21 protein-coding genes are annotated in these 19,708 nt (G+C 65.3%); 12 read left to right on the top strand and 9 right to left on the bottom strand.

The annotated features are described in order from the left end of the window. Positions 1–241: 241 nt before the first annotated feature. The 4 genes from VGV37_RS17825 to VGV37_RS17810 form a co-directional block, all read right to left on the bottom strand. Positions 242–1,036 (bottom strand): HNH endonuclease, encoded by a 795-nt coding sequence (locus VGV37_RS17825; protein ID WP_326881064.1) that lies wholly within the window; start codon positions 1,034–1,036, stop codon positions 242–244. Positions 1,037–1,073: 37 nt separating this feature from the next. Next, positions 1,074–1,469: a DUF4279 domain-containing protein gene (locus tag VGV37_RS17820; RefSeq protein WP_326881063.1), complete on the bottom strand. Its 396-nt coding sequence runs from the start codon at positions 1,467–1,469 to the stop codon at positions 1,074–1,076. A 160-nt stretch (positions 1,470–1,629) separates the two neighbouring features. Continuing rightward, positions 1,630–2,907, bottom strand: a complete 1,278-nt coding sequence (locus VGV37_RS17815; protein WP_326881062.1) for an MFS transporter — start codon at positions 2,905–2,907, stop codon at positions 1,630–1,632. A gap of 60 nt (positions 2,908–2,967) precedes the next feature. Then, on the bottom strand, positions 2,968–3,711 hold the full coding sequence (locus VGV37_RS17810; RefSeq protein ID WP_326881061.1) for a GntR family transcriptional regulator: 744 nt from the start codon (positions 3,709–3,711) through the stop codon (positions 2,968–2,970). Between the two features lie 67 nt (positions 3,712–3,778). Between VGV37_RS17810 and araD the strand changes: the two genes are divergently transcribed. The 3 genes from araD (at position 3,779) to VGV37_RS17795 (ending at position 7,800) form a co-directional block, all read left to right on the top strand. After that, on the top strand, positions 3,779–5,665 hold the full coding sequence (gene araD / locus VGV37_RS17805) for an L-arabinonate dehydratase (protein WP_414638025.1): 1,887 nt from the start codon (positions 3,779–3,781) through the stop codon (positions 5,663–5,665). Positions 5,666–5,680: 15 nt separating this feature from the next. Further along, positions 5,681–6,400, top strand: a complete 720-nt coding sequence (locus tag VGV37_RS17800; protein WP_326881060.1) for a ribonuclease activity regulator RraA — start codon at positions 5,681–5,683, stop codon at positions 6,398–6,400. Positions 6,401–6,570: 170 nt separating this feature from the next. Further along, complete coding sequence (locus VGV37_RS17795; protein WP_326881059.1) at positions 6,571–7,800, top strand: MFS transporter; 1,230 nt, start codon at positions 6,571–6,573, stop codon at positions 7,798–7,800. A 42-nt stretch (positions 7,801–7,842) separates the two neighbouring features. Here VGV37_RS17795 and VGV37_RS17790 read toward each other — a convergent pair whose 3' ends face one another. Next, a complete protein-coding gene (locus tag VGV37_RS17790; protein WP_326881058.1) occupies positions 7,843–8,226 on the bottom strand; it encodes a hypothetical protein in 384 nt (127 codons plus the stop codon). Here VGV37_RS17790 and VGV37_RS17785 point away from each other — a divergent pair. The 3 genes from VGV37_RS17785 (at position 8,220) to VGV37_RS17775 (ending at position 10,090) form a co-directional block, all read left to right on the top strand. Then, entirely contained in the window at positions 8,220–9,023 is an 804-nt protein-coding gene (locus VGV37_RS17785; RefSeq protein WP_326881057.1) for a Ku protein, read from the top strand. The genes VGV37_RS17790 and VGV37_RS17785 overlap by 7 nt on opposite strands. A 68-nt stretch (positions 9,024–9,091) precedes the next feature. Further along, positions 9,092–9,418, top strand: coding sequence for a hypothetical protein (locus VGV37_RS17780; RefSeq protein ID WP_326881056.1), 327 nt, complete (start codon positions 9,092–9,094; stop codon positions 9,416–9,418). A gap of 54 nt (positions 9,419–9,472) precedes the next feature. Then, positions 9,473–10,090 (top strand): hypothetical protein, encoded by a 618-nt coding sequence (locus VGV37_RS17775; RefSeq protein WP_326881055.1) that lies wholly within the window; start codon positions 9,473–9,475, stop codon positions 10,088–10,090. A 43-nt stretch (positions 10,091–10,133) separates the two neighbouring features. Here the strand turns inward: VGV37_RS17775 and VGV37_RS17770 are convergent, their stop codons facing one another. Next, the gene (locus VGV37_RS17770) at positions 10,134–10,985 is read right to left on the bottom strand and encodes a Ku protein (RefSeq protein WP_326881054.1); all 852 of its coding nucleotides are present in this window, start codon (positions 10,983–10,985) and stop codon (positions 10,134–10,136) included. A gap of 130 nt (positions 10,986–11,115) precedes the next feature. Between VGV37_RS17770 and VGV37_RS17765 the strand changes: the two genes are divergently transcribed. Next, positions 11,116–11,922 (top strand): DUF72 domain-containing protein, encoded by an 807-nt coding sequence (locus tag VGV37_RS17765; RefSeq protein WP_326881053.1) that lies wholly within the window; start codon positions 11,116–11,118, stop codon positions 11,920–11,922. A 12-nt stretch (positions 11,923–11,934) separates the two neighbouring features. On the opposite strand, the gene VGV37_RS17760 is transcribed toward VGV37_RS17765, so the two are convergent. Together VGV37_RS17760 and VGV37_RS17755 are read right to left on the bottom strand one after the other, a co-directional pair. Beyond that, positions 11,935–12,954: a dipeptidase gene (locus tag VGV37_RS17760; RefSeq protein ID WP_326881052.1), complete on the bottom strand. Its 1,020-nt coding sequence runs from the start codon at positions 12,952–12,954 to the stop codon at positions 11,935–11,937. Beyond that, positions 12,951–14,117, bottom strand: a complete 1,167-nt coding sequence (locus VGV37_RS17755; RefSeq protein ID WP_326881050.1) for a pyridoxal phosphate-dependent aminotransferase — start codon at positions 14,115–14,117, stop codon at positions 12,951–12,953. Before VGV37_RS17755 ends, VGV37_RS17760 begins: the two co-directional genes overlap by 4 nt. 78 nt (positions 14,118–14,195) lie before the next feature. Here VGV37_RS17755 and VGV37_RS17750 point away from each other — a divergent pair, with 78 nt between their 5' ends. After that, positions 14,196–14,816: a GntR family transcriptional regulator gene (locus tag VGV37_RS17750; protein WP_326881048.1), complete on the top strand. Its 621-nt coding sequence runs from the start codon at positions 14,196–14,198 to the stop codon at positions 14,814–14,816. Here VGV37_RS17750 and VGV37_RS17745 read toward each other — a convergent pair. Beyond that, complete coding sequence (locus VGV37_RS17745; protein ID WP_326881047.1) at positions 14,810–16,081, bottom strand: glycosyltransferase family 87 protein; 1,272 nt, start codon at positions 16,079–16,081, stop codon at positions 14,810–14,812. The two genes, VGV37_RS17750 and VGV37_RS17745, sit on opposite strands and share 7 nt — an antisense overlap. Before the next feature lie 498 nt (positions 16,082–16,579). On the opposite strand from VGV37_RS17745, the gene VGV37_RS17740 reads away from it, so the two are divergent. The 4 genes from VGV37_RS17740 (at position 16,580) to VGV37_RS17725 (ending at position 19,699) form a co-directional block, all read left to right on the top strand. Further along, entirely contained in the window at positions 16,580–16,759 is a 180-nt protein-coding gene (locus VGV37_RS17740; protein ID WP_326881046.1) for a Flp family type IVb pilin, read from the top strand. 95 nt (positions 16,760–16,854) lie between these two features. After that, positions 16,855–17,340 (top strand): A24 family peptidase, encoded by a 486-nt coding sequence (locus VGV37_RS17735; protein ID WP_326881045.1) that lies wholly within the window; start codon positions 16,855–16,857, stop codon positions 17,338–17,340. A gap of 9 nt (positions 17,341–17,349) precedes the next feature. Beyond that, a complete protein-coding gene (cpaB, locus tag VGV37_RS17730; protein WP_326881044.1) occupies positions 17,350–18,228 on the top strand; it encodes a Flp pilus assembly protein CpaB in 879 nt (292 codons plus the stop codon). A gap of 58 nt (positions 18,229–18,286) precedes the next feature. Continuing rightward, on the top strand, positions 18,287–19,699 hold the full coding sequence (locus VGV37_RS17725) for a type II and III secretion system protein family protein (RefSeq protein ID WP_326881043.1): 1,413 nt from the start codon (positions 18,287–18,289) through the stop codon (positions 19,697–19,699). Positions 19,700–19,708 lie beyond the last annotated feature (9 nt).

Below are 19,708 nucleotides of genomic sequence, written 5' to 3'. Positions count from 1 at the left end.
ATTTGACGGGTTGAGCGCAGCGCTAGCTCCTCAGCTCCGTCGCTGAGGGGCTCGGACGGAATAGCGGTCTTGGGTGGTTTGCCGACTTTCTGCTTTCGGACATTGGCACGAACTTGCGGAAGGTTGCCCTTCGAGTGGATCGGCCGCACCCCACTCGTCTGGTTCGGGCCAGGACACTTTAGGAAGTCGGCATCTCTGTAAAACGACGGAGAGGGCGCTGCTCGACCATGGCTCACCTCTTTCAGACCGGCATTCCAGCGACGACGATGTTCGTTGGTACCTCGGCCCCGAGTTCGGCGAACAACCGTATCTGCACCGCGACCATTTTGCGGTCGTTTACGGCAGCCTCTAATCGGCTGACCTGGTGCAAGGGCGGGCGATCAGGTTCCGGCGTCAGCGAGGGTCCCTTGCCTACAAGATAGCTTGCGAGGTTGAGGTTGCGACCCAAAATCAGGTCGGGAAGTTCGGGATTGAATCCCTCTAGTCCTAGTTCGGCGACCGCTATCCCGTGTGCGATCTTGGCAAGCAGGCGGACCCACGCGAAGCCGTCAATGCCTATGCCCACACGTTTCTGCTCTTCCAGCCGCTTCTGCGTTTCCTCCATGATCTCGACGCCAGCGAAAATCTTGTAGTCGAAATCAACCCGATTGCTGGGAGCGCCCCCCGCGAGGATTCCAGGAAGGTTTCTCAATGCCGGGATTACAACGACGTTCGGATGCTCATCCAGGCTCACAAATGTTGGACCTCTGAGGTCTAAGTCGAAAATCAGAGGTATCGATTTCGGAAGATCACTGCCGTGCCGCACTAACCCTGTCGCCCGTCTGAAAGGCAGGAAGATTTTGCGCATGCATATCGTCTCGAAGCGATTGATCTCCTGTTGGCAAGGCGTGCAACTCGCTTGAGGCAGAATTAAGCCGCCACCGATGCCTATCGGGATGATGTGCTCTTTGGTCAGCGTGCCTCTGCCACTGCTGCCGCAATAAATGCAACGACCGATCGGGGCAAAGACCTGCGCATTATTCGATAGAATGTTCATGCCTGGCTCAGCAACACTCATGGGTCAACCGCTGCCACTATCGATTTACGAACAAGTCGAGGCCCCATCCGACGCCGCAATTGGCGAGCAGTTGCATCTGGTCCGGATCGAGGAACACGCCGCATTGCCGATCTGCTTCTACGTGAAGGCCGCCGTAGATCGACATGTTGAGCGGCTCAATTTCCTTCCGCAGCCGATTGAAGTGACTCTCGCGCCCCTGCAGATGATCGAGCATCCGCACCATTGCGTCCGCGTGCTGGCTGGCGCTAACGAGCCGCTCAGGTTCGACATCCTTCCACCATCCATTGGAGTTGCGGGGTCTGCCACTCTGTGATGGCTCGCCCATCCTTCCGACGGAAGTAGGTTCGATGCCGAGGATGTCGGTCACCCGATTTGGGTCGGCATCAAAGCCTGTGATCGCAAGCGTAAGCATCGTTGGATTATGTCTGCAATCGGGCATTCAGAAAAGCCGGCTGCACGACCTACAAGGGTCGTTTCTGGACCTAGGTCAACCCTTCAACATCACTGTGCAGAGGTACTAGCGCGCCTCGCGGGCATGGGCGGCGACCAGTGTCGCCGGGATCTCCATCCCGCTATGGGACAGCCGGCGAGATGGTCGTCGAGCGGGATGCCAGGATCGCGCCCAGGCCGAGCACGGCCAGGCAGGCGGCAGGCACCAGCATGGGGGCGGCATCGCTGCCGGTCGTGTCCTTGACCCAGGGCATGATGTTCTGGCCGACGAAGCCGCCGATGTTGCCCAGCGAATTGATGGCGGCGATGCCTGCGGCGGCCTGGGCGCCGGTCAGCAACCGGGCCGGAACCGACCAGAAGCACGGGATCATGACGTAGAGGCATGGCGCGCCCAGCGCCAGGGCCGCGAGCCTCACCATCGGCGATGCGGCGAAGGTGCTGATGCAGAAGCATAGGATGCCGACGATCACCGCCAGCCCGACGCAGCGCAGGATCGTGCCCGGGGTCTGCAACCGACCGGGCAGCCACAGCAGCACGAGCGAGGTGAGGAACCACGGGATCATGTTCAAGAGGCCATTGACCGTGCTGGTGACGCCGAAGCCTTTGACGACCGTCGGCAGCCAATAGCCGATGCCGTAGATCGACATCGAAATCATCGTGTAGAAGAACGCCAGCACGAAGATGCGGCCCTGGGTCAGCACAGCGAACGGATTGCCGTGGCGCGGCAGCTTGGGCGCGTCGCGCCGGACCGCCGAGCGGATCGCCTCGCGTTCGGCCGGATCCAGGAAGCGCGCCTCGCCAGGCCCATCCGGCAACAGGCGCCAGGTGACGAAAGTCAGCACGACCGGCGCGATGCCGGTCACCAGGAACACCCAGCGCCAGCCTTCGAGCCCGAACAGGCCGTTCAGGTCCAGCAGTACGCCGTTGATCAGCGCGCCGACCATGTTGCCGAGGCTGCTCCCGAGCGTGAAATAGCCGACGACCCGGACCCGATAACGCTCCGGGAACCACAGGGTCATGTAATAGATCACGCCCGGGTATAGGCCGGCCTCGGCGGCGCCCAGCAGGAAGCGCAGCACGTAGAACATGGTGGCCGAACTGGTCCAGGCCAGCGCGATCGTGACCAGGCCCCAGGTCAGCATGATCCGTGCGATCCAGCGTCTGGCGCCGAACCGGTGCAGCGCCATATTGCTGGGGATTTCGAAGATCAGGTAGCCGATGAAGAACAGCGAGGCGCCCAGGCCGTAGGCGGCCTCGCTCATGCCCAGGCTGCCCAGCATCTGCAACTTGGCGAAGCTGACGTTTTGCCGGTCGATGTACGCCACGAGATAGAGCAGGATCAGCAGCGGCAACAGCCGCCACGCGGCCTTTTTGATGGCGCGGTCTTCCCGGTCTTGCACTGTTTCCCCCTTTGGTTGTCGTTGCCGGCTTCGGCGCCGGTCGGATGATCGCCGCCGCCTTCAGCCTGGGATGTCGCCCGGCGGCCGTTTCCGCCGTGTCGGGCGTGGCGCGTCGCCTGCGCCCTGGAAGAATTCGGGGTAGGTCAGCATCATCTGCGCGCTCGATGCGAAGACGCCGCGCAGGTGTTCCCGCATGGCCGCGACCGCGCGCTCCCGATCGTGGGCGACGACCGCATCGATGATGCGCTCGTGCTCGGTCAGGATCAGGCGCCGCTTGAACGTGTGGCGGACCGACAGGTGGCGGATGCGGTCGATGTTGACCTTGGCGGCATCGACGACCTGCCAGGCCGCCTCCTGATCGGCCACGGCCATCAGTGCGCGATGCATCGCCTCGTCGGCCGCGAAGAAAGCCTTTTCCGAGGAGGCGTTCCGCTGGTCCTCGATGATCGCCCACAGGATGCGGGCGTCCGCCTCGGTGCACCGCGTTGCGGCCTCGCCAATCGCCGCGCACTCCAGCGCCTCGCGCACGAATTGATCGCTGAACACCCGGTCCGGCACGATGGGTGCGACGAAGGTGCCATATTGCGGAAGGATCGAGACAAGCTTCTCCTCCTCCAGCTTACCCAGCGCCTCGCGGATCGGCGTGCGGCTGACGCGGAAGCGCGCGGCGAGCTCATTCTCCGACAGGGACTGCAGCGGCGCGTAGTCGCCGGCGACGATCAGACGGCGCAGATGCCGGTAGATCTGCATGGCGATCGTCGCCCGCCGGCCGGTGGTCAATTGCAGATCGATGGGGTCTTCCATCGGTTCCGTACCCGTCCCGGTTTGCGTGCTTCTTGCTTGCATGCAAGTACCCTAGCAGATAAACAAGATGGACAAGAAGCATTTTCCGGCCGGCCCGGCAGGCGACCTGTGGCGGTCGCGGCCGACTCGGGCCAGAATCAATAAAGCCGTCGGCCAGCATGCCGCCGGCAGGGACAAGACCGAGGCATTGCACATGGCAACCGACACACCCTCCGTTTCGACGACGCGCAAGCAGGCGACCGATCTGCGCTCGGCGCGCTGGTTCGGCCCGGCCGATCTCCGATCGTTCGGCCATCGCTCCCGGGCCATGCAGATGGGCTACTCGCCGGAGGAGTGGCAAGGCAAGCCGATCATTGCGATCATCAATACCTGGTCCGACCTGCAGCCCTGCCACAGCCATTTCAAGCAGCGCGTCGACGATGTGAAGCGCGGCATCCTGATGGCCGGCGGCTTCCCGGTCGAGCTGCCGGCGCTGTCGGTGTCGGAAAGCTACGTCAAGCCGACCACCATGATGTACCGCAACATGCTGGCCATGGAGACGGAGGAGCTGCTGCGCTCCCACCCGGTCGACGGCGCGGTGCTGATGGGCGGCTGCGACAAGACCACGCCCGGTCTGCTGCTGGGCGCCACCAGCATGAACATCCCGGCAGTGTTCCTGCCGGCCGGACCGATGCTGCGCGGCAATTTCCAGGGCAAGTTCCTGGGCTCCGGGTCCGACAGCTGGAAATACTGGGACGAGCTGCGCGCCGGCAAGATCACCGACCAGGAATGGCTGGGCGTCGAGGGCGGCATCGCGCGCTCCTACGGCACCTGCATGACCATGGGCACGGCCTCGACCATGACCGCGATCGCGGAAGCCGTCGGCATGGTGCTGCCGGGCGGCTCGTCGGTCCCGGCGGCCGATGCCGGCCACATCCGGCTCGCGTCCGAGTCCGGCCGCCGTATCGTCGAGATGGTCTGGGAGGACCTGACGCCGCGCCGGATCCAGACCCGTCCGGCATTCGAGAATGCCATTGCCGTCGCCATGGCCATGGGCTGCTCGACCAACGCGATCATCCACCTGATCGCCATGGCGCGGCGGGCCAATTGCGACATCGGCCTCGATGATTTCGAGAAGGCGAGCCGGCGCGTGCCGGTCATCGGCAACGTGCGACCCACGGGCTCGGCCTATCTGATGGAGGATTTCTATTATGCCGGCGGCATCCGGGGGCTGATGAGCCAGATGCGCGGGCATTTGCACCTCGATTGCCTGACGGTCAGCGGCAAGACCCTGGGCGAGAACATCGAGGGCGCCAAGGTCTTCAACGACGACGTGATCCGGCCGCTCGACAGGCCGATCTACGGCGAAGGTTCGCTGGCCGTCCTGAAGGGCAACCTGGCGCCCGACGGCTGCGTCATCAAGCCGGCGGCGATGGACCAGCGCTTCCTGAGGCATTCCGGCCCGGCCCTGGTGTTCGACGATTATCCGTCGATGAAGAAGGCGGTCGACGACGAGACGCTCGACATCACCGCCGACCATGTCCTGGTGTTGCGCAACGCCGGCCCCCAGGGAGGCCCGGGCATGCCGGAATGGGGCATGCTGCCGATGCCGAAGAAGCTGTTGAAGGAAGGCCACCGCGACATGCTGCGCATTTCCGACGCACGCATGAGCGGCACCAGCTATGGCGCGTGCGTCCTGCATGTGGCGCCGGAATCCTACGTCGGCGGCCCGCTGGCCCTGCTGCGCACCGGCGACATCGTCACCATGGACGTCGATGCCCGTAGTATCCGCATGGAGGTGTCCGACGAGGAATTGGCCCGGCGCCGTGCCGAGTGGGTGGCGCCTGCGGTCCGGTTCGAGCGCGGCTACGGCTGGGTCTTCACCAAGCATATCCAGCAGGCGAACGAAGGCTGCGACTTCGATTTCCTGCGAACCGACTTCGGCGCGCCGGTTTCCGAGCCCGTCATCTACTGATCCGGAGCCTTCACCATGACCAAGCTCAGCCCCGCGACCCGCGACAAACTCAAGAAAGTCAGCACCGCGACGCTGGCGACGGCGCTGTTCAAGCGCGGCCTGCGCAACCAGTTCATCCAGGACGTCCACCCGCTGCGTGCCCGAACCGAAACCATGGTCGGCGAGGCCTTCACCTTGCGCTATATCCCGGCGCGCGAGGACCTGAACCCGCTCACCGTGTTCCGGAACCGGGAGCATCCGCAGCGTCAGGCGGTGGAGCAATGCCCGCCCGGTGCGGTGCTGGTCATGGATAGCCGCAAGGACCCGCGCGCCGCCTCGGCCGGCTCGATCCTGGTGACGCGCCTGATGGTGCGCGGCGTCGCCGGCGTGGTGACCGACGGCGGTTTCCGCGATTCGTCCGAGATCGCGGCACTCGACATGCCCTCATATCACAGCCGCCCTTCGGCCCCGACCAATCTCACCCTGCATCAGGCGCTCGACATCAACGTGCCGATCGGCTGCGGCGACGTCGCGGTCTGGCCCGGCGACGTGGTCGTGGGCGATGTCGACGGCGTGATCATCGTGCCGGCCGCGATCGCCGACGAGATCGCCGCGGAGGCGACCGAAATGACCGCGTTCGAGGATTTCGTGACGGAACGGGTCCAGGGCGGCCAGTCGATCCTCGGTCTCTATCCGCCGACCGACGAGACGAACCTCGCGGCGTTCGACGCGTGGCGGAAACAGAAGGGGCGGTGAGGGTTCACCCTCCAACCTCATCCCCGGGGCTTGACCCGGGGATCCATGCCGTGCCGCCAACACCTCCGCAAGGTGACTACGCGCGACGCGCCGCCGCGTGGAGGGCCGGGTCAAGCCCGGCCACGACGAGAAGCCGGTACTTCGTACAAATAATCAGCCGGAGGATGACCATGCGGTCCAAGTGGTGGAGTATCGGGGGCTCGCTGATGATCGGGCTTTTCGTGGCCTATCTGGACCGCAGCAACCTGTCGGTCAGCCTGCCGTCGGTAGCGCAGGACATGGGGTTTGCGGGCGAAGGTTTCTCCGTCACCTCCAGCCTGGCGCTGACCATCTTCCTGATCGGCTACGCTCTCGCCAACGTCCTGGGCGGCTTCCTCACGCGCCGGCTCGATCCGAAGGTCGTGGTGGTCTGGAGCTTCGCGCTCTGGTCGATGGCCACGGTGGTGATCGGCTTCACCTCGTCGCTTGCGGTCTTGCTGGTCTGCCGGGCGATCCTCGGGCTGGCCGAGGGCATCTACTGGCCGCAGCAGTCGCGCTTCGCCCGCGGCTGGTTCGCGGCCGACGAACTGACCAAGGCAAACAGCCTCATCCAATATTACGGGCAATTCCTGGCGCTCGCCGTCGGCTTCCTGGTGCTGACGCCGATCTACCAGGCGTTCGGCTGGCGCGTCCTGTTCTTTCTGACCGGAGGCCTCGGGCTGGTGTTCATCGTCCCGCTGTACATGAAGTGCCTGCGCCCGGAAGCGGAGGCACCCTTCCGCCCCGACGCGAGCGGCCAGCCCAGCGCGCCGCTGAACTTCGACTCATTCGGCGGCTGGTCCTTCGTGTTCCTGGTGTTCAGCTACATCACCCAGGGCATGCTGTTCTGGGGCATCACGCTGTGGATCCCGCTCGTGGTGAAATCCCTGGGCTTCACCGGGATCGACCAGGCGCTGGCCAGTGCCGTGCCCTATGCGGCGGCGGTGCTGCTCGCCATTCCCATGGCGATCATCAGCGATCGGACGAAGCAGCGGGTGTTAATCGCGTCGCTGGGCCTGCTCATTCCCGGCGGGTTGCTGCTGCTCCTGCCGCAGGTCGACGGCGGCATGGCCAAGCTCGCCCTCATCACCGTGGCGCTCGGCTTCTATGCCGCCAGCTATACGCCGAACATCTGGTCGATCCTGCAGTCGACGGTAGCACCCGAGGCGGTCGGCCCTGCGTCCGGGATCATGAACGGCCTGGGTGCTGGCGGTGGCGGCACGATCGCGGGCTTCCTGGTCGGCATGCTGCACAGCAGCACCGGATCCTACATGCCCGGCTTCATGGTGCTGGGCGGTCTGGTCGTCCTCGGAGGCCTGTCGCTGCTGACCTATGGCCGGCTGAGCGCGCCGCGCCTGGCGACGCAGACGGCCGCCGGCTGACGCATCACGCCGGCCGCCATGTTCTGCGGCGCCGCCGCCCGATCACTTACGCTTCGGCGCCTCGCGGCGATCGTCCTGGTCGAACATCGCGAACAGTTCCTGCAGGCAGTCCGCGAGGCCGACTTCGGAGGCCGATAGGGTGATGGGCTTCACCTTACCGCCGGTAACGACGTGAAGTTTCGGGGCGCGACGGGCGTCCGACCTGACGCGCTCGGGTATCGCGTTGGATATGATGAGCTCCAAGGTCGCCTCCACCAGCGGGAAGTCCAACGGGCATGTTTCGAGATCCTGAATAATGAACCCCGGCGACGGTTTTTCGATCCCTTCGAATTTCCTGCGACGGTCGCGAAACGGGCGGAGGGAACCCCCGGCTTCGCGCGACGCTTTATAGCTCGACTGCTCAGGCTCGAGGATCTGCCATGGCACCGCGTTCGTTCTGGAAGGGCTATCTGAAGCTGTCGCTCGTGACCTGTCCGGTCGCGATGACGCCGGCGACGTCCGAAAGCTCGAAGGTGCGGTTTCACACCCTGAACCGGGCGACCGGCCATCGCGTGGTCAGCCACTATGTCGACGGCGTGACCGGCAAGCCGGTCGACGAGGACGACGAGGTCAAGGGCTACGAACGCGGCGAGCACGAGTACGTCATGCTCGAGGACGAGGAACTCGACGCCGTGGCGCTCGAAAGCACGCGGACGATCGACATCGAGATGTTCGTGCCGCGCGAATCCATCGAGTGGATCTGGTACGACACACCGCATTATCTGACGCCGAACGACCCGGTCGGCGAGGAGGCGTTCTCCGTCATCCGCGAGGCGATGGCGGCCACCGGCACCGTCGGGATTTCGCGCCTGGTGCTCTATCGCCGCGAACGAGCCGTCATCCTGGAGCCGCGCGATCGCGGTATCGTGCTCTGGACGCTGCGCTACGGCGACGAAGTGCGCGACCAGGGTGATTATTTCGCCGGCATCAAACCAGAGAAGCCGGAGCCGGAGATGGTGGCTCTCATCTCCAAGCTGATCGACCAGAAGACCGTCCCGTGGGATGCGGGCATGCTGGGCGACCCGGTCCAGGCGGAGCTGCTGAAACTCATCGCGGCTAAGAAAAAGGGTAAGCGTCCGCCCAAGGCAAAGGCACCAGCCGCGCGTCCGACCAATGTCGTCAACATCATGGACGCGCTGCGCCGAAGCATCGCGGACGACGAGAAGCGGCCCAAGGGTCGCTAGCCCATCCGCGGCAACCAAAAGGGATCTGAACGCTTGTCTCCGTGAGAAACGTCTCATGGAGGAAAAACGTGAAACAGATCCTTTCCGCGGCGGTCGTTGGACTGGCCATCATCGGTGCTGGCACAGCCGTGGCGCAAACGCCGCCGGCCACGGGTTCCACGAAGCCGCCCGCCATCACGCATGGCACTGCCGATAGCCATTCCACCGCGGCTCCGGTCGCCGGCAAGAACAGCTTCACCGAAGCCCAGGCCCGCGACCGGCTGGAGAAGCATGGCTATTCCGCCGTCAGCGCACTTAAGAAAGACGATCAGTCGGTCTGGCGCGGCACGGCCACGAAGGACGGCAAGTCCGTCGGCGTGGCGGTCGACTACCAGGGCAACATCGTCGGCCAGTAACCGGACCAACGAATACGGCAGTGCGACGAACGCGCTCGCCTTGGAGGACCAATCATGACCCGCACGCTCACCGGATTATACGATTCCTATGAAGACGCCAAAGCGACCGTGCGCGAGCTGGAAGCTGCCGGCATCGCGCATGAGCACATCAGCCTGCTCGCCAACAATGTCGGCGAGCGCCATCACGCCCCCGTGAAGGAAGGCAACGAGGCCGGCCCGGGTGCCGGTACGGGGGCAGCATTGGGCGCCGTCGTCGGCGGCGGTGCCGGCCTGCTCGCCGGCCTCGGCATGCTGGCGATCCCCGGCGTGGGCCCCGTCGTGGCGGCCGGCTGGCTGATCGCGACCGCGGCTGGTGCTGCCGGTGGTGCCGTCGTCGGCGGTGCCGGTGGCGGGCTGATCGGCGCGATGATCGGCAATGGCGTTCCCGAGGAAGACGCCCACGTCTACGCCGAAGGCGTGCGTCGTGGCGGCACCCTCGTCACCGTCCGGGTCGAGGATTCCATCGCATCGACGGCGGAAGTGATCCTGGAGCGCTATCGCCGGGTCGATCCGGCCGTGCGCGGTGCCGCCTATCGGGAAACCGGCTGGACCCGCTTCGACGAGAACGCGCCGGCCTATACCGAGACGGAGCTGGAACGCGACCAGCGCCTGCGCTCGTCGACCACGCTCTGACGAAACGGCGGCCCGGACCAAGCTCCGGGCCGCCGGCTTTCCATCAACTCGCCTTGCGTTGCGGGGTCGCTTTTTTCGCAGATGCGGGTTTCTTGGCAGCGGCCGGCTTCTTCGCCGCCTTGCCGCCGGCGGCGCTCTGACGCAGCGCTTCCATCAGATCGACCACCTTGGTCGATTTCACCGCCTTGGGCTTGGGCAGCGGCTTGCCCGCGAGCTTGGCCTTGACCATCTCGGCCAGCGCCGATTCGTACCGGTCGTCGAATTTGACCGGGTCGAACTCTCCGCGCTTGGTATCGATGATGTGCCTGGCGAGATCGAGCATCTCGCCGGCGATCTTCCGCTTCGGCAAGCCCTCGAACGCCTCGTCTGACGACCGGACCTCATAGTCGAAGTTGAGCGTCGTTGCGATCAGGCCGGTGTCGTGGGCACGGATCAGCACGGTGCGCACCCGGCGGAACAGCACGGTCCGGGCCAGCGCCGCGACCTGCTTCTTTTTCATGGCGTCGCGGACCAGATTGAACGCGTGGGCTGCGACCGGGTCGCTGGGCGCCAGGTAATAGGGCCGGTCGAAATAGACGTCGTCGATGTCGTGGCAGGCGATGAACTGCTCGATGGCCAGGGTCTTGTCGCTCTCCGGTACGACGCTGGCGACCTCGTCCGGCTCGAAGGTCACATACTCGCCCTGGGCGACCTCGTAGCCCTTGACCTGATCGTCGCGCTCCACCGGCTTGCCGGTCTCGCCGTCGACGAACTGGCGATGGACCCGGTTGCCGGTCTTGCGGTTGAGCGTGTGGAACGCGATCCGCTCCGACTGCGAGGCGGCCGTGTACAAGGCCACGGCGCAGCTCAACTCGCCGACCTTGAGAAAGCCTTTCCAATTCGCTCGAGGCGCCATATCCGCTACTCCGCTGGGCAATCCATGAACCCGCCTGCTGAAGCTCGGTTCCTGCCGGCAACCATTCCTCGCCACCCGCGATTGATATTCTGGTATTTTCCGCCCCCACGAGCAGATATGGGAAGCCCAGATGCCCAGACACGCGACGCCCAAGATCCGCATCGGCATTGGCGGTTGGACCTTCGAGCCCTGGCGCGGCACGTTCTATCCGGACGACCTGACCCAGAAGCGCGAGCTGGAATATGCCAGCAGCAAGCTCACCTCCATCGAGGTCAACGGCACCTATTACGGCTCGCAGAAGCCGGAGACCTTCGCCAAATGGCATGACGAGGCGCCGGACGATTTCATCTTTTCGCTCAAAGGCCCGCGCTTCGCCACCAATCGGCGGGTGCTGGCGGAGGCGGGCGAATCGATCGATCGCTTCCTCGGCAGCGGCATCACGGAACTGAAGGACAAGCTGGGTCCGATCAACTGGCAATTCGCCGGAACCAAGAAGTTTGATCCCGACGATTTCGAGGCTTTCCTGAAGCTGCTGCCGGAAGAACGCGAGGGCAGGGCGCTGCGCCACGCGGTCGAGGTGCGCAACGACAGCTTCAAGACGTCGGAATTCATCGCCTTGGCCCGGCGCTACAAGGTTGCGGTCGTGCTTGCCGGCGATTCGGAATTTCCGCAGATCGCCGATTTCACCGCACCGTTCGTCTATGCCCGCATCATGGGCACGACGGAGGCGGAGGAGACGGGCTATTCGTCGGCCGCGCTCGACACCTGGGTCGATCGCGCGCGCCACCTGGCCGCCGGCAAGATGCCGAAGGGACTGGAAACGGCGGACAGCGCGCATCCCGCTGCTGAAGACCGCGAAGTCTTCCTCTACGTCATCAGCGGCTTCAAGCCGCGCAATCCGGCGGCGGCCATGGCGATGATCGAGCGTCTGGGGTAAGCGGACGCGGGATCAGATCGCCAGCCGCAGGTAGTTCTCGCCCAGGATGCCGCGCAGTTCGGCGCGGTCGAAGCCTTTCGCCTCGAGCGCTTCGACCAGAGCGCCGAACTGCTCGGCCTGGATGAAATCCCAGGGCGGATCGGGATAGCCGCGCGGCCAGCGGCCGCGCGCGACATGGAAGAAGTCGTAGCTGCTGCCTTCGAGGAACATGAAGTCGAGGCCGAGGCCGACCCGGTCGGCACCGGCGAGACCGGCGATGTGGGCGACATGCTCGGCCATCGCCTCCGGAATACGCGGGCCCGGCACACCCAGGAACATGCCGACGCCGTTCACGCCGATATAGCCGCCGCGGGCGGCGCAGGCCTTGATCTGTGCGTCGGTGATGTTGCGCTCGTGGTCGTAGAGGGCACGCGCATTGGAGTGGGAAAAGACCGGCGGCCGCCGCAGCGGCGCGTCGAGTGCGTCGAACGAGGTCCGCTCGCCGCAATGGCTGAGATCGACCAGCATGCCGACCTCGTCCATCCGCGCGATCAGCCGCTGGCCATAAGCGCTGAGCCCCGCATTGCGCGGCTCGTGGCAGCCGTCCGCGAACACGTTCGCCTCGTTATAGGCGAGGATCGCCCGTCGGACGCCCGCGCTTTTGAACGCCTCGACCAGGTCGAGCGTGGCCGCGAATGGGGTCGAGGACTGGAAATGGAACGACACGGAGAGGACGCCGTCGGTGCGCGCCGCGCGGATGGCCGCCTCGTCATGGGCGATGCGGATCCAGCCGGCATGCGACGCCAATTCCCGGCGCAGGAAGCCCAGGCGCTCCAGGGCCTGCACATCGGTCTCGCGCCCGGCGGCAGCCGTGAGCGAGATATGATCGACCCCGCCGGCCTGCCAGAATCGGCGAAGCTCCCGACCCAGGTCGGAGCCCGGCGGCAGGAAGTTGTTCGCCCAGGGCAGCAGGCCGTCGCACACCGGCGCGTCGGCGAGCCACGGCCGCTCCACACGCCACGACGGTAGCTGGCGCATCGCCGGGCCGCTCATGGCCGCAGCGCCGCCCGGACGCGGCTGCCCAGGCTCAGCAGCCGGTCGACCGGCTCATTGGCGAAGACGAAGCGGATGTAATCCGCACCATGGGTCGATCCCCAACCGACCATGCCGGTCGCGCACACCCCCTGGTCCAACAGCCGCTCCGACATGGTCGCTCCGTTCCATCCGAAATCCGATACGCGCAACAGCATCGACCAGCCGCCGGCCGGCAGTCCGAACGGCAATCCTTCGAGCTGCGACGCGACTGCGTCGCGCCGGCGCTGCAACTCGGCCACATAGGGCGGCAGGGTCGTGGTCGAGCGCTCCAGGGCCACCGCCGCCGCGTCCTGGGCGATACCGACGGGGACCACGACATTGGCGAGCGAGACGGCGACCAGGTCCGGCATCAGCCACTCGGGCGCTACCGTCCAGCCGACGCGCCAGCCGATCATGCGCAATTCCTTCGAGGCGGCACCGACCGTGATCGTCCGTTCCGCCATACCGCGGAACGAGGCCGGATGGATCACCGGACGATCGTCGAACAGCAGCCGCTCCATGGCACTGTCCAGGATCAGCAGCAGGTCGTGCCGCACGCACAGTTCGGCGACCAGCGCCCAATCGTCCCGGTCCAGCACGCCGCCGCAGGGCATCGAGGGCGACATCAGCAGCATCGAGCGGGTGCGCGGACCGATCGCCGCGCGCAACGCATCGCGGTCGAGGCGCCATGGGGCGCCCGGCGTGAAGACGAACGGCACCTGGCGCGGCACGCCGCCGGCCAGCCGGATCCGGTTCAGCAGGCCGGCATAGGTCGGGTCGGTCACGACGACTTCGTCGCCCACCTCGACCGTGGCCAGCAACGCGTTCAGGATACCGGACAAGCCGCCGGCCGAGATGACGCAGTTGCGGGCACCGGTGTAGGCGACGCCGGACAGGGCGGAAACATGCCGGGCCGCGACATCGCGCAAATGCTGCTGTCCGACGAACGGCAGATAGCTGTTCGCGGCATCCTCGCCGGCCGCGGAGCTCGTCCGCTCGATCGCCGCCGCATCGGGCGGAATGTCGGTATCGAGGTTTTCCAGCCGCAGGAAGTCCCGGCCGGAGGCATCGGCGATCGAGCCCATTCGATCCACACCGATGCCGGCGACATGCTGTAACCTCGCGGGACGAACACGATCCATACGACATCTCCCAGATAATAGATTATCTATGATCCGATGCTGATAAATGTTCAAGAGGGTGATGCGGACGACCGGTCGGTGGCCGGGCAGATCGCCCGTGCGCTGGCCGGGCAGATCGTCGCCGGTGCGCTGAAGCCGGGCGAGCGCCTGCTGCAGGACCAGATCGCGCAGGCGTTCCGGGCGAGCCACGTGCCGGTGCGCGAGGCATTCCGACGGCTCGAGGCGCAGGGTCTCGTCGTGACGGAACCACGACGCGGGGTCCGCGTCGCGCGCCTGGATCCGGCGGACGTGCTGGAGGTCGCCGAAATTCGGGCAGCGTTGGAGGCATTGGCCCTGCGCCATGCGCTGCCGAAATTTCAGCCGGCAGATATCGCCCGGGCCCGCTCGGCGATGGAAAGCTGCATCGGCAAGGTCGAGATCGTGGAATGGGAGGTGGCCAACCGCCGCTTCCACGAGGCGATCACCCTGCCGTGCGGCCTGCCCCGGCTCAGCGCCAGCATCGCCGATCTGCACAGCGCCAGCGCCCGGCACCTGTTCGCAACGTGGCAGACCCTCGGCTGGCAACCCCGCTCCGACGCGGAACACGCTGCGATCCTCGAAGCGATCGAGGCCGGGCAGGTCGAGCGGGGATGCGGGCTGCTGGCGCGGCACATCCTGGATGCAGGCCGCGCCTTGGCGACGGCGTTGCAGGGTCAGTAGGCGTTCGGACCGGTGGCGGGGGAGACCCCTGTCCTCGCCCGATGCTCCTGTCGCGCCCGGAGCGCGACGAACAACAGCAAGCCCCCTGTCGCGAGCGGGCCCAGCGGGATGTTCGCGGCCAGCCCGGCGCTGCGCGACACCATCGGGATCAGCCAGATCGCCATCAGCACCGTCCTTTCCCAGGGCAGGAAGCCGGTCTTGCGGGCGTCCTGCAACAGCCAGGCGATGGCGACGGTCATCGGCAGCAGGTCGTAGAACAGGATGACGTGGACGGAGAACAGCGTGGCGGCGATCAGCGTCATGGCGCGCACCGGCAGGCTCAGGTTCTTCCGCCACACGACGGCGGTCAGTACGCCGGCCGCGACCGCTGCCAGAGCCTGTACGCCATAGGCCAGGATGACGGGGCCGCCCATCAGGCGCACCGCACCGAACAGGCTGATCAGGCCGGCGAACCCCACCTTGCCGGTCTCGAAGGTCGAGGTGGTGGTCCGGGTCAGCAGCAGGAACGCCTCCCATGTCTGCCAGCCGAACAGCAGGAGGGACAGGCCGGTGAAGGCGGCGACGGACGCGGCCATCGCGGCCAGTGCGCGCCAGTGACGACCGGCGATGAGGGCGACCGGCGTCATCAGCAGGAAGTGGGGCTTGTAGCAGAGCCCGCCCAGGATCGCGCCGGCCGCCAGGGGGCGCCGCTCGATCAGGTAGGTCGCCGTACCGAAGATGGCGGTCGTCAGAAATGAGTTCTGTCCGATGCCCGCCGTGATCAGCGCCGACGGAAACGATAGGATCGCGATCAACACCGGCCAATCGCGCAGGATCGCCCGAAGCGCCAGGACATAGACCGTGCCGGTGGCCGCGATCCAGAGGAAAAACGCCGGCAGGTACGGGACGAGCGCCATGGCCGCGCAATAGGTGACGAAGGTCGGCGGATAGAAGAACCAATAGGAATAGGGCAGGTTCGGATCGCCGAAGACGGTCTGCTCCGCCAGCCGATGGCTGGGCTGGTCGTAGATCAGCGCCGGATGCCCCTGGTCGGCGAGCGTTCCGGCCGAAAAGAAACTCAGGAAATCGGTCGATGTCGGCGTGTCGAGCGGTCCGAGGAGGCCATAGGTTCCGGCCGCGACGATCGCCAGTGCGACGATCTCCAGGACCAGAAGGATCCGGCCATAGGCGATGACGCGGTCCCGATCGAGCCATGCGCCGCTGCGCAGTTGGGCGAGCAGCGAGGGTCGAGACTCTTTTCTAGCCGGGGCCGGATTGGCGTTCATGTCCTCTGGCGGGCCTCTTGCTGGATGGCGGGCGGGGATCGGCGGAGACGGCCAGCCGGTTGATAGGCCGCCCGGTTGCCGGCGCGCAAGATGAGACGCATCCGCGGCTTCGGTTGCAAGAGGGTGATCCTTTCCCTTCGTTCATCGGGTATCCGCAGCACGGCCCACCTGGATGAAGGGCGTCGATGACATCGTTGCCGGGCTTAACAAAATTTAACGAATAGTTTTCATCTATGCATAAGAATGATTCGATAATTCGTTCAAATTTTACATAGATTGAAGTTAACCCTCCGTTCATTCATTGAGATTTTGAGTAATTTAAAAGAGCTGTCGGAATTTTAACCGCACGTTAACTGCTGGCCTCTAAAACGGTGCGTGAGGTCCGTCATAAGCGCTCAGCCTTCTCTGGGGTGACTGAATAACGGGCATGCATGAATAGCCGCATCGTCCACATTTTTAGTTTCAATCTCGCTTGCAAGAGCATTGTAGGAGTCTGTGATGAAGTACGTCGCTTCTGCTCACCATTTTCTGCTCAACCTCGGTCGTGACAAGCGCGGCGTCAGCGCCGTGGAATATGCCCTGCTCGCCTCGTTGATCGCCGTCGCGATCGTGGCGACCGTCAAGACCTTCGGCACCACCCTCTCGGGCATCTTCACGACCGTTGGTTCCAGCATCTGATTTGTTCGATCTGGTTACACTTGCGTAAGGTTCCCGGACATATCCTCTCAGCACGGCAGAACGCTGCCGTCTGAGAGGTTACTGGGGAGGTCGAATTGTTGTCGTTCATTCTAGCCGCCTCGGTGCTGATCTACCTCGCGGCGGTCTGGAATGATCTGTTTCACCGATCGATACCCAATTCCCTGTCGCTCGCCATCGCCGGCTTCGCGATCCTCCGTCTTGCGGTTTCCGCGCAGATCGATGGGATAATCTGGACCACCGTGACCACGGCAATCGTGTTCGCGGTGGCGTCGTTCCTTTTTGCGCGCGGCTGGCTCGGCGGCGGCGACGTGAAGCTCGTGTCGGCGACCGTCCTCCTGGTCGGGTCCCAAGGCACGCCGCCATTTCTTCTGCTGATGGCCATGGCCGGCGGCGTTCTGTCGGTGCTGGTCCTGATGTGGGATTTTGCCGCCCGCTCGCGGGCGCGCAGACAGGCACTGACCGTCGATGCTGCCGTTTCATCCCCGCCTTCGGTTCCGTACGGCGTGGCGATTTCCTTCGCCGCGATCTGCACCCTCTTCCCACAACTCTACCAGCATTAGGCGAGTCACATGGGCGTGAGAATCATCCTCATCCTGCTTTTACTCGTCTCCGGCGGGGTCGTGGCAAAGCTCGTTTTCTTCAACACTCCGGTGGTGGCTGAAGAAAAGGCCGTGCCGAAGACGATGGTCATCGTCGCCACGGCGGCATTGCCGGTGGGCGCGCTCGTGAAGCCGCAGGATTTGCAGTTCGCGCCCCTGCCCGAAAATGTCGCGGCCGACAGCCTGTTCGTGCGGCCGATCACCCCGGACCCGTCGGACCAGGCTGCGGCCGATCGCAAGCTCTATGAAGAGGCGACGGGTGCCGTCGTCCGTCGGCGCCTCGCCGTGGGCGACGTCATTTCGCGCGGTGCCGTCGTGAAGCCCGGCGAGAGCGGCTTTCTGGCTGCCGTGCTGGCGCCGGGCGAGCGTGCGATCTCGATCGGCGTGACCGCGGTTTCGGGCGCCGCCGGCCTGATCTATCCAGGCGACCGGGTCGACGTGATCCTGACGCAGATCCTGAGCGCCCCGGAAGTCTCCCTGACCCATCGCTCGGTCGCCGAGACGATCGCCCAGGACGTGCGCGTGCTCGCCATCGATCAGCAGCTGCAGGCCAAGGCCAGCCAGGCGGGTCCGGAAGGCAAGCTCGCCCAGACCGTCACCCTCGAGGTCGATCCCCAGCAGGTCGAAAAGATCGTCGTCGCCACCAAGCTCGGCGACCTGTCGCTGACCATCCGCAGCCTGGAGACCGCGACCTCGGTCGTGGCACAAGCGGCCGGCGGCACCGGTCCGATCTGGGCCGAGGACGTCTCCCCGGCGCTGAAGAAGATCTCGACCCCGACGAAGGCGGTCGTGAGCCTGCCGGTCACCGTCTATCGCGGCGCGGACAAAGGCGCCACGCCCGCTCAATAGAAACGCAACAACCGACTGAGATCACAGTCCGTAACTGAGCGATAAGATGCAAAAGCATTTGAAATCATTCGCTGTCGTCATGCTTCTGGTGCTCGGTGCCGCCGGTTTCGGCCGGCCGGTCGAAGCGGCGGGAACCGCCATCGTCGTCGAGGTCTCCCAGGGCAAGCTGATCTCGCTGTCGGTACCGGCCACCACGGTCTTCATCGCGGACCCGACCATCGCGGACGTCCAGGTGCCGATGCCGACGCGGGTCTTCGTGCTCGGGCGCAAGGCCGGGCACACCACGCTCTATGCGCTGGGTGCGGACGGCCAACAGATCGCCGCGATGGACGTCGAGGTCCGGAACGCCAGCGATGCGGTGCAGAAATCCATCATCGTCGATCCCGATGCGCGGGATGTCCAGGTCAAGGGCACGAATTCGGGCCTGGCGCTGGAAGGGACCGCGCGCGACCCGGCCGCCGCCTATCGCGCCAACCAGATCGCCAACGGCTTTCAGAAGGACGGCGATGCGCTTGACGACCGGCTGAAGGTCAAAAGCTCCGCACAGGTTTCCATTCGGGTCCGCATCGCGGAAGTCTCGCGGTCCGTCACCAAGGAATTGGGCTTCAATTGGAACGCGATGCTGACCACCGGCGCGTTCCGGTTCGGCCTCAATACCGGGCGGGTGGTCTATCCGGCAGTCCAGACCGGACCCGGGACCTATGTCCCCGGCCCCTTCACGCCTGACCCGACCGGCGCCGGCTCGGGGATCGTCGGTGCGATGACCTCTCACGTGAATTTCGACTCGGTCATCGATGCCCTGGCCCAGGACGGCCTGATCTCGATCCTGGCGGAGCCCAACCTGACGGCGCTCTCCGGCGAAAAGGCGAGCTTCCTCGCAGGCGGTGAATTCCCGATCCCGATCGCCCAGAACCAGAACGCGGTCACGATCGAGTTCAAGCAATATGGCGTGTCGCTGGACTTCGTGCCGACCGTGCTCGCGTCCAACCACATCAGCATGCACGTGCGCCCCGAGGTCAGCCAATTGTCGACCGATGGCGCGATCACGCTCGGCGGCGTCCAGATCCCCGGCCTGTCGGTGCGCCGCGCCGATACGACGATCGAGCTGGGCAGCGGCGAAAGCTTCGCGATCGGCGGCCTGCTGCAGAACAACACCAGCTCGACCATCAGCCGCTATCCGGGCCTCGGCGACATCCCGGTGCTGGGCGCGCTGTTCCGCTCGTCGAATTTCACGCGGAACGAGAGCGAGCTGATCATCATCGTCACGCCCTACATCGTGAAGCCGATCGCCGATCCCAAGATGATCCGCCTGCCGACCGACGGGCTGCGCCCGCCGACCGATATCGAGCGGATGCTGCTCGGCCGTATCGGGGGCATCCGCAAGGAGGGCAGCGAATATGACGACCGGCTCGCCGTGGAGCGTTTGAGCGGGCCTCGCCTGCAGGGCGATGCCGGGTTCGAGCTGGAATGATGCGGAGGA

Source organism: Aliidongia sp. (assembly GCF_035943795.1).
In the GTDB taxonomy this organism is placed as follows: domain Bacteria; phylum Pseudomonadota; class Alphaproteobacteria; order ATCC43930; family CGMCC-115725; genus Aliidongia.
Note: the sequence above shows the minus strand (reverse complement) of the source record. Positions and strands in the feature narration are given on the sequence as shown.